Source organism: Pseudomonas sp. 300 (genome assembly GCF_055803035.1).
Genome location: NZ_JAVLRV010000002.1, coordinates 3,384,926 through 3,393,522, shown reverse-complemented (window position 1 = coordinate 3,393,522; position 8,597 = coordinate 3,384,926). Strand labels below are relative to the sequence as shown.

8 protein-coding genes are annotated in these 8,597 nt (G+C 58.8%); 4 read left to right on the top strand and 4 right to left on the bottom strand.

Translation table 11 applies throughout. The annotated features are described in order from the left end of the window. The first annotated feature begins 43 nt into the window (after nt 1–43). Both Q7W83_RS22085 and Q7W83_RS22080 read left to right on the top strand, forming a co-directional pair. Complete coding sequence (locus Q7W83_RS22085) at nt 44–676, top strand: glutathione S-transferase family protein (protein ID WP_473657685.1); 633 nt, start codon at nt 44–46, stop codon at nt 674–676. Then, nucleotides 673–1,617, top strand: coding sequence for a Nudix family hydrolase (locus Q7W83_RS22080; RefSeq protein ID WP_150639433.1), 945 nt, complete (start codon nt 673–675; stop codon nt 1,615–1,617). Before Q7W83_RS22085 ends, Q7W83_RS22080 begins: the two co-directional genes overlap by 4 nt. A 108-nt stretch (nt 1,618–1,725) precedes the next feature. Here Q7W83_RS22080 and Q7W83_RS22075 read toward each other — a convergent pair whose 3' ends face one another. The 3 genes from Q7W83_RS22075 to Q7W83_RS22065 are packed head-to-tail and all read right to left on the bottom strand — an operon-like array spanning nt 1,726 to nt 5,309. Further along, on the bottom strand, nt 1,726–2,307 hold the full coding sequence (locus tag Q7W83_RS22075) for a cob(I)yrinic acid a,c-diamide adenosyltransferase (RefSeq protein ID WP_473656976.1): 582 nt from the start codon (nt 2,305–2,307) through the stop codon (nt 1,726–1,728). Nucleotides 2,308–2,309: 2 nt separating this feature from the next. Next, complete coding sequence (locus Q7W83_RS22070) at nt 2,310–4,346, bottom strand: sensor histidine kinase (RefSeq protein WP_150633209.1); 2,037 nt, start codon at nt 4,344–4,346, stop codon at nt 2,310–2,312. A 45-nt stretch (nt 4,347–4,391) separates the two neighbouring features. Next, nucleotides 4,392–5,309 (bottom strand): putative 2-dehydropantoate 2-reductase, encoded by a 918-nt coding sequence (locus Q7W83_RS22065; RefSeq protein ID WP_150633208.1) that lies wholly within the window; start codon nt 5,307–5,309, stop codon nt 4,392–4,394. A gap of 140 nt (nt 5,310–5,449) precedes the next feature. Here Q7W83_RS22065 and Q7W83_RS22060 point away from each other — a divergent pair, with 140 nt between their 5' ends. Beyond that, nucleotides 5,450–5,935 carry a YajQ family cyclic di-GMP-binding protein gene (locus Q7W83_RS22060; protein WP_007906601.1) on the top strand — a complete coding sequence of 162 codons (486 nt, stop codon included), beginning with the start codon at nt 5,450–5,452 and terminating at the stop codon, nt 5,933–5,935. Between the two features lie 142 nt (nt 5,936–6,077). Continuing rightward, nucleotides 6,078–6,920 carry a mechanosensitive ion channel family protein gene (locus Q7W83_RS22055; RefSeq protein ID WP_150633207.1) on the top strand — a complete coding sequence of 281 codons (843 nt, stop codon included), beginning with the start codon at nt 6,078–6,080 and terminating at the stop codon, nt 6,918–6,920. A gap of 238 nt (nt 6,921–7,158) precedes the next feature. Here the strand turns inward: Q7W83_RS22055 and Q7W83_RS22050 are convergent, their stop codons facing one another. Then, complete coding sequence (locus tag Q7W83_RS22050) at nt 7,159–8,418, bottom strand: OprD family porin (RefSeq protein ID WP_473656967.1); 1,260 nt, start codon at nt 8,416–8,418, stop codon at nt 7,159–7,161. Nucleotides 8,419–8,597: the final 179 nt, after the last annotated feature.

Genomic DNA, 8,597 nt, shown 5'->3' with positions numbered 1-8,597 from the left:
ACTCAAGTTGCTGGTCTGTACCCTTCATCAAAAGGTCCCGAACATGAGCCTCCACCTGATCATCGGCGACAAACTGCTTTCCTCCTGGTCCCTGCGCGGCGCACTGGCCCTCGATCTGGCCGGCGCTCCGTACACCGAAGAACTCATCAAGCTGAACCAGCCGGACACCCGTGAACGTCTGCTCAAGCATTCGCCGACCGGCAAGGTCCCGCTGCTGAAAACCGAGCACGGCACCGTTGCCGATTCCCAGGCGATTGCCGAGTACCTGGCCGAACAATTTCCTGAGGCCGGGCTCTGGCCCAAAGACGTCGCCGCCCGCGCCCAGGCACGTTCGGCGTGCGCACAGATGCATGCCGGTTTCTTCGCCATGCGCGGCAACATGCCGTTTGACCTGAGCCGCGATGCACCGCTGTCGCCGGTCCCGGCCGACGTGCAGGCGGATATCGAGCGCATGTTGGCGTTGTGGGCCGAGTGTCGGGCAGCCGCGACCGAAACCGGTCCATTCCTGTTTGGCCGTGCGACCCTTGCCGATGCCTTCTTCGCACCCATTGCCGTGCGCCTGCGCACCTACCAGGTGAAGTTGCCGGCGACGGATGAGGCCTACGTCGAAACGATCTACCAATGGCCGGCTTTCAAGGCGTGGCAAAAGGCAGGTCTGGAGGAGGTCGGACAGTGAAACGAGTACACGTAGCGGCCGCCGTCATACGCGATAACAGCGGCAAGATCCTTATTGCCCGGCGTGCCGACACTCAGCATCAGGGCGGTTTGTGGGAGTTCCCCGGTGGCAAGGTCGAGGCCGACGAGTCCGTGACCACGGCGCTTGGCCGTGAGCTTCACGAAGAGTTGGGCATCGTCGTCGATGTCGCGCGACCGCTTATCAAGGTTCAACACGACTACCCGGATAAGCAGGTGTTGCTGGATGTTTGGGAGGTTTCGGCCTTCACCGGCGAACCGCATGGCGCCGAAGGCCAGCCTTTAGAGTGGGTCGCGCCCCGTGATCTGTTGAATTACGATTTCCCGGCGGCCAACCAGCCGATCGTTGCAGCCGCGCGGTTGCCTGCACAGTATTTGATTACCCCCGACGATCTGGAAACCCCGGCCCTGCTGCGTGGTATCCAGAAGGCCGTCGCCAACGGCATCAAGTTGATCCAGCTGCGGGCGCCCAATGGCTACGACCCGAAATACCGCGATCTGGCGGTGGACGCGGCGGGGCTGTGCGCCGGCAAGGCGCAGTTGATGATCAAGGGGCCATTCGAATGGCTGGGCGATTTCCCGTCGGCCGGTTGGCACATTACCTCGGCACAGCTGCGCAAATACGCGGCGGCCGGTCGTCCGCTACCGGCGTCGCGCTGGTTGGCGGCGTCCTGTCATAACGCTGAAGAACTGGCGCTGGCCGAGCAGATGGGCGTGGACTTTGTGACCTTGTCGCCGGTGCAGCCGACCTTGACGCACCCGGGGGCTCAGCCGTTGGGTTGGGAGCAGGCTTCGACTCTGATTGAAGGCTTCAGCAAACCGGTGTTCTTGCTGGGTGGTGTTGGGCCAACTGAGCAACAAAAGGCTTGGGAGGCGGGCGCCCAAGGTGTCGCGGGGATTCGAGCGTTCTGGCCTGACGCATGATTTTGCGCTGAAGCTGATGACCTCATCGCCAGCAGGCTGGCTCCCACAGATAAACGCAGTCTCCCGTGGGAGCCAGCCTGCTGGCGATGTGTCCCAGACAGGCGCCGGTCAAACCTGAGGTTTCGCCGCCGCCTGCCAAAGAATCTCTGCAATCCCCTGGCGCTTGGCAATCAACCGCGCCGCCACAAACAGCAAGTCCGACAGCCGGTTGATATAGGCCAACCCAACCCCGGTCAACGGCTCGACGGCATTCAAATGCTGACACCGCCGCTCGGCACTGCGCGCCAGGCTTCGGCACACATGCGCTTGGGCAATCAGCGCTGAACCACCCGGCAGAATGAAATTCTCCAGTGGCCCCAACTCTTCATTCCACACATCGATCGCCGCTTCCAGGCGTTCAATTTCCGCCGCATTCAACGCCTGATACACCGGCATCGCCAGCTCTCCGCCCAGATCGAACAGCCGATGCTGGCAAGGCGCCAACACCTCGATCACTTCGTTCAATCCTGGAAACCGGACACATTCCACTTCCAGCCCGGCCAACAGCACGCCGACCTGGCTGTTCAGTGTATCGACTTCGCCAATGGCCTCGATTCGCGGGTGATCCTTGGGCACGCGACGGCCGTCGCCCAGCCCGGTTTCGCCTTTGTCGCCGGTGCGGGTGTAAATCTTCGACAAGCGAAAGCCCATGGTTACCTCGAAAGCTGATTGAGTTCTTGAGAAACGAGCGGGGTGCTCGTCAACGGCAGGCGCAAGGTGAAACACGTGCCCTGGCCCAGGGTCGATTGCACTTCCATCTGACCCTTGTGGTTGTTGGTGATGATGAAATACGAAACCGACAGGCCAAGCCCGGTGCCCTGGCCGATTTCCTTGGTGGTGAAGAACGGTTCGAAGGTGCGTTTGCGCACGTTTTCGCTCATGCCGATGCCGTTGTCCTCGACCTGGATTTCCGCCCACGGCGGATTCAGCTTCGTGCGCAGGATGATCCGTCCCGGCTCGCAGCCGTCCTCGCGCTGGTGAATGGCTTGCGCGGCGTTTTTCAGCAGGTTGAGCAGCACCTGTTCAAGTTCGTTGGCGGTGCCCGGCACCGGGCCCAGAGCGGGATCGAACTGACGAATGATCGCTTGGCCCTTGAAGTCGAAGCCAATTGCCAGGTCAAAGTCGTTGCCGGCGATTTCCACGGCTTGATCAATCAGCGCCGGCAAATCGCAGGGCGCCATTTGCCGGGTGCTGCGGCGGCTGAAGCTGAGCATGTGGGTGACGATTTTCGCCGCCCGGGCGCCTGCCTGTTGAATGCCATCGAGCAACTGCGGCACCTCACGTGCCTTCAGGTACTCGTTGACCGTGTCCAGTTCGATGCCGACATGCTCCGCCTGTTCGAGGTTTTTCGGCAGTTCGGGGGACAGGCGTCGGCGAATGTTCTGTACGTTGTGCAGGATCGCGCCGAGCGGGTTGTTGATTTCGTGGGCCATGCCGGCGGCGAGGCCACCGACCGAGAGCATTTTTTCCGATTGCACCATCATTTCTTCCAGGGACAGGCGCTGGGTGATGTCATCGATCCGGATCACCACGCCACGACCGGCACCGCCCATCAGAGGGTAGAAGGTCAGGGCGTAATGCTTGGGCTCTTCGTCCTTGAACCAGGTCACGCGTTCGATCTTCGCCACCGTGTGCTGCTCGACGGTCTGTTTGAGCTGCGGCAGAAACGGCTTGAGCGGTTCGAAGGCGAGAAAGATCGGCTGATTCAGCGCTTCGTCGAGGCGCGTACCGGAGAGGGCGCTGGCCTCCTGATTCCACTGCGTCACGTAGAGCTGCTCGTCGAGGGCAATCAACGCCGAGGGCATGGAATCGATGATGCTGTTGAGGTAATTCTGGAACCCGGTGAGTTTCTTCTCGATCTTGCTGCGCACCTGGACTTCGAGTTCCAGTTTGCGGTTGGTGTGGCGGGTCTCTTCGGCCAGGCCCTGGGCCTGATCGTAAGCGGCCTGGGAATCGTCCCGTGCCCGTTTGAGTTGCTGCTCCCGTGCTTCGATGCGCGAGAGCATGGTGTTGAACGCCTCGGCCAGACTGCCGATTTCGTCATGATTGCCGCGTGAGGCGCGCAGGGCGTAGTTCTCTTCCCGGGTAACTTGCCGGGACAGTTCTTCGAGTTGATGGATCGGCCGGGTAATCAGGCGTTTGATCTGCCGGGCGATCACCAGCCACAACAGCACGCTGAAGATCAGAATGCCGAGGCTGGCGGTCAGGGTCCCGGTGTAGAAGGCCATCGGCAGTTCGCTGCTGGCGACCAACAACAGGTGGCCCGGCGCGGTGCCGGGGCGGGGCAGGGTGATCACTTGATTGCTGCGAAATTCGGTGGCTTGCCAGGACTCGATGTGGCGGTAACGCTCCGGCAGGCCCAAATGATCGCCGCGCTGCAACTGCGCCAGTCTTTCGCCCTTGCCGTCATACAGGGCTGCCGCGCGCAGCGGTGAATAACTGTTGAGCTCATTGAGCAGCCGTTCGGCATTTTGTGGCGACTGCAGCGCTTCAGCCACCAGACTCGGGTTGGACACCAGTCGGCCGATGGTCTGCAAGGCCTGGGGGGCCATGCTTTCCTGGGAAATGTAGTACGCGGCGCTGATAAAGGTCAGGTTGGCGACCAGCAGAACGGTGGTCAACAGCACCAGCAGGGCGGCCAGCAATTTCTGGCCGACGGGAAGGTTTTCAAGGCGCTGGCGCAATGGCATCAGGTTTATCGCTGAAAAGGAACAAGTGGCCAGCGTAGCCGCTGCTCAGTCGCTGGGCAATCCAAGGCTGTGCAGATGGGCGATCAACCGTGCTTCAAGCTGATTGAGGTGCGGCAGGTTCAGCTGGTGTCGCGAAGCCACTTTGCAGACATAGCCCAACAGATAGCTGATTTCGGTTCGGCGCCGATTCGCGACGTCCTGATACATCGAGGAGAAATTGGCCGCGGTGGCGTGAATCACCCGCTCGACTTCCTGCTGGAGGTCCTCGGCCGCTGCGGGCTGACCGCAGCGTTCAAGCACCTCAGTCAGTTCGCCGCAGAGGGTGGCGACTTCACAATGATGGTCCTGTAATCCGCCGTTGCGGCAATCGTGCAGCACCGTCAGCGGATTGATCGCACAGTTGAGTGCGAGTTTTCGCCATAGCCTTGTAAGAATGTCGGTGCTCCATTCGTGAGGAATTCCGGCGGCGCTCACGTCATCCAGCCAGATCGGCGCCACGGGATGACCGGCATCCCCCAACCAGGTGTAACCGTGACCCGCGAACACTACGCGCCAGTCACCGTCGCGAAACGCGCCTTCGGTGCTCGAAGCATAAATGCAGCGTGCCTGCGGAACCTGGGCGGCGACGGCGTCCTGACTGCCGAGTCCGTTCTGCAACAAAATCAGCTCGGCGCCGGGCGCCAGGCGTGGTGCCAGTCGGGCCACGGCCTGCTCGGCATCGTAGGCTTTGCAGGCCACCAGAAGGCGATTGATCGGCTCATTGTTGTCGGTCGTCTCGCCGGGGATGGCATACGTTGTTGCTTCACCGTGCTCCACCAGCGTCAAGCCCCCCGCAGCCTGATAAGCCTGCAAGCGCGGCGTATCCCGCAGGATCAGTCTGACCGGTACCCCGGCGCGCGCCAGACGGGTGGCCCACAAGGTGCCAAGGCTGCCGGCGCCCAGAACATGCCAGGTGGTGGACATCAGCTTTTTGCTCTGTTTAAGGCGTGCATCGGAGGCTCGCAGTGAATGATGGGAAAGACCCGTTATAATCAGCGCGGATTTTAACCGCAAGCCAGGCGTGCTCCATCTTGATCGAGCGCGCCCTTTATTGGAGAGATTACATGCCGTCGTTCGACGTGGTATCCGAACTGGACAAACACGAAGTCACCAACGCGGTCGAAAACGCCGTCAAGGAACTCGATCGTCGTTATGACCTGAAAGGCAAGGGCACCTTCGAGTTCAAGGAAAAGGACCTGACCGTCAACCTGACCGCTGAAGCCGATTTCCAGCTCGAAGCAATGATTGAGATCCTCAAGCTGGCGCTGGTCAAGCGCAAGATCGACGTGCAGTGCCTTGAAGTCAAGGATGCCTACGCGTCGGGCAAGCTGATGAAGCAGGAAGCCGTCCTCAAGGAAGGCATCGACAAAGAGCTGGCGAAGAAAATCGTCGCTCACGTCAAGGACGCCAAACTCAAGGTGCAGGCCGCCATTCAGGGCGAGCAGGTGCGCATCACCGGCAAGAAGCGTGACGATTTGCAGGAAGCCATTGCGGCTCTGCGTGCCAAGACATTCGACATGCCGTTGCAGTTCAACAACTTCCGCGACTGACGTTTCAAGCGGGAACCTCTCGGAGCTTTCGGCGTCCGAGGCCCAAGCAGCGGCAGAAAGATTGGCCCCGAGAGAGGGGGGCAGTCTTTTCTGCCGCTTATTTTTTTCGCGTGCCGCGTGGCCGGAAATCAGGAGAACGTAGATGGACTTGAATGCTGAAGTGGACAACCTGGTCAAGGCGTCCCAAGCCTGGATTCCGATGATCATGGAATACGGCAGCCGCGTGCTGCTGGCGATACTCACGCTGGCCATTGGTTGGTGGTTGATCAACAAAGTGACGCAGAAACTGGGCGGTTTGCTCGCGTTGCGTAACGCCGACCTGGCCCTGCAAGGTTTCATCAGCAGCCTGGCGAACATTATTCTCAAGGTGTTGCTGATCGTCAGCGTGGCGTCGATGATCGGCGTGGAAACGACTTCCTTCGTCGCGGCGATCGGTGCGGCGGGCCTGGCCATTGGTCTGGCGTTGCAGGGCAGCCTGGCGAATTTCGCGGGTGGCGTACTGATTCTGTTGTTCCGTCCGTTCCGTATCGGTGACTGGATCGAAGCTCAAGGGGTGGCCGGTACGGTCGACAGCATTCAGATCTTCCACACCGTGCTGCGTACCGGCGATAACAAAACCATCATCATGCCTAACGGCAATCTATCGAACGGCATCATCACTAACACTAACCGTCAGCCGACGCGCAAGGTTGTGTTTGATGTGGGCGTTGATTACGAGGCGGATTTGCAGAAGGCTCGCGAAGTGTTACTGGATCTGGCCAAGGATGAACGTATTTTGACTGAGCCGGCTCCGCAGGCCGTCATTTCTACGCTGGGTGACAGTTCGATCACTGTTTCGCTGCGTGTTTGGGTGAAGACGGCGGATTACTGGGATGTGATGTTCATGTTTAATGAACAGTCCCGGGATCGTTTGAAAACGGCCGGTATCGATATTCCGTTTCCACAGCGGGTTATTCGTGTTGTTCAGGAAGCTGCAGTGCAGTAACAATATTTTTTACTTGGCTGTTCGGTCAAGTTAAACGCACAAACCCAGGCATCGATAGATGCCTGGGCTTTTTTTGGCTGCCTCTTGAGGAATGTTAGCTGCCTACTGTTATTCATGAACGTTTATTAGCCTGCTTGCGAATTGAAAACCGGGCAGGCATAAAAAAACCGCCCACCTAGAAGGTGAGCGGTTTTTGATTAGAGCAAAGCTCTACAGTACTGCCGGTGTGACACCCCGATTACAGGATGCTCAGCGGGTACTCGATGATCAGGCGGGTATCAACTTTGTCGCTATCGTATGCGGAGTTTGCACGATAGACCGCGTTACGTACGCGGAAAGACAGGTCCTTGGCTGGACCGCTTTGCAGAACATATTTGGTCTCGAAGTCCCATTCGTGTTCTTTGGACTCAGTGTCACCGGTGGTAATGTTGTCGCCACGGATGTAACGAGTCATGAAGCTCAAGCCAGGAACGCCGTAGCTTTTCATGTTCAGGTCATAGCGAGCCTGCCAGGAGCGTTCGTCTTGACCGTTGAAGTCGGAGTATTGAACGGAGTTGGCGAGGAAGATGGTACCGCCGCCGTCAACACCATAGACATAGCCGCTATCACCACTGGAACGTTGGTGCGCCACGGTGAACTTGTGGGCGCCGATGCTATAGGCAGCGGCGAGGGACCAGATGCGGTTGTCAACATCACCGCTCAGCTCTTGACCCTGGCTCTTGGAGCGATAGCCGTTGAAGTCGAAGTTCAGGGACTGATCTTCGTTGATCGGCAGGGTGTAGTTGGCGTTGATGTATTGCTTCTTGAAGTAGTCGTCTACATCGGAAGCAGCCACGCCGGCTACAAAATTGTCGGTGAACTGGTAGGTCGCACCGGCAATGTTGGCACTGGTCAGGCCTGGGTTGTGCGGTCCGTTGATGCTGTCACGGCCCATGCCAGTCTGCGAACTCAGGGCGCTGAAACGACCTGCGGTCAGCTCCAGCCCTTTGATTTCTTTACTGGTGATGATGGTGCCGGTAGCAACTTCTGGCAGCAGACGGCTGTCGTCTGTGGAGAAGACAGGGCTGGCAACGTACTGGTTACCATACTTCAGGACGGTGTCGGACAGACGGAACTTGACTGCACCGCCAGCCTTGGATTGGGTGTCTTCCGGGCGGCCTTCGCTATCACGACCGAACATGCCATTACCGGTGCGGCCACGGCCACTGTCCAGTTTGACCATGGCATTGACCAAGGCATCCACACCGAAACCTACGGTGCCCTGAGTGAAGCCCGACTCGTACGTGGTACGTACGCCGAGGCCAGTCTCTTCGCGATAACTTTGCGAAGTGCTAGGGTTGTTTTTGAAATCACGGTTCATGTACAGCATACGGCTGTGAACATTAAGGCTCTGATCTTCAAAAAAGCCCTTGGATTCCTCTTGAGAGGACGCCATTGCGAACTGCGAAGTACTGGCCGAAACAGCCAGTGCGATCATGCTCCACTTCATCACGCGCATCGTGATTTGCTCCTTTGGTTTTAGAAGAGTACTGCCGTCCCACCTGATTTATTATCTGGGCGGCTCTTTCTTTTTGTGTCGGCGCAAACTTATATCACGCCGACCATGTTGGCGATACTTGCGCATCTAACCTTTCAGCTTCTTTACGACCCTGTCGCAAATGGCTTGGTAGATGTCGC

What these genes read in the sequence shown, in the direction of transcription:
- Q7W83_RS22085 (WP_473657685.1), top strand. Translation starts at nt 44, where the DNA reads ATGAGCCTCCACCTGATCATCGGCGACAAACTGCTTTCCTCCTGGTCC.
- Q7W83_RS22075 (WP_473656976.1), bottom strand. Translation starts at nt 2,307, where the DNA reads ATGGGCTTTCGCTTGTCGAAGATTTACACCCGCACCGGCGACAAAGGC.
- Q7W83_RS22070 (WP_150633209.1), bottom strand. Translation starts at nt 4,346, where the DNA reads ATGCCATTGCGCCAGCGCCTTGAAAACCTTCCCGTCGGCCAGAAATTG.
- Q7W83_RS22065 (WP_150633208.1), bottom strand. Translation starts at nt 5,309, where the DNA reads ATGTCCACCACCTGGCATGTTCTGGGCGCCGGCAGCCTTGGCACCTTG.
- Q7W83_RS22060 (WP_007906601.1), top strand. Translation starts at nt 5,450, where the DNA reads ATGCCGTCGTTCGACGTGGTATCCGAACTGGACAAACACGAAGTCACC.
- Q7W83_RS22055 (WP_150633207.1), top strand. Translation starts at nt 6,078, where the DNA reads ATGGACTTGAATGCTGAAGTGGACAACCTGGTCAAGGCGTCCCAAGCC.
- Q7W83_RS22050 (WP_473656967.1), bottom strand. Translation starts at nt 8,418, where the DNA reads ATGCGCGTGATGAAGTGGAGCATGATCGCACTGGCTGTTTCGGCCAGT.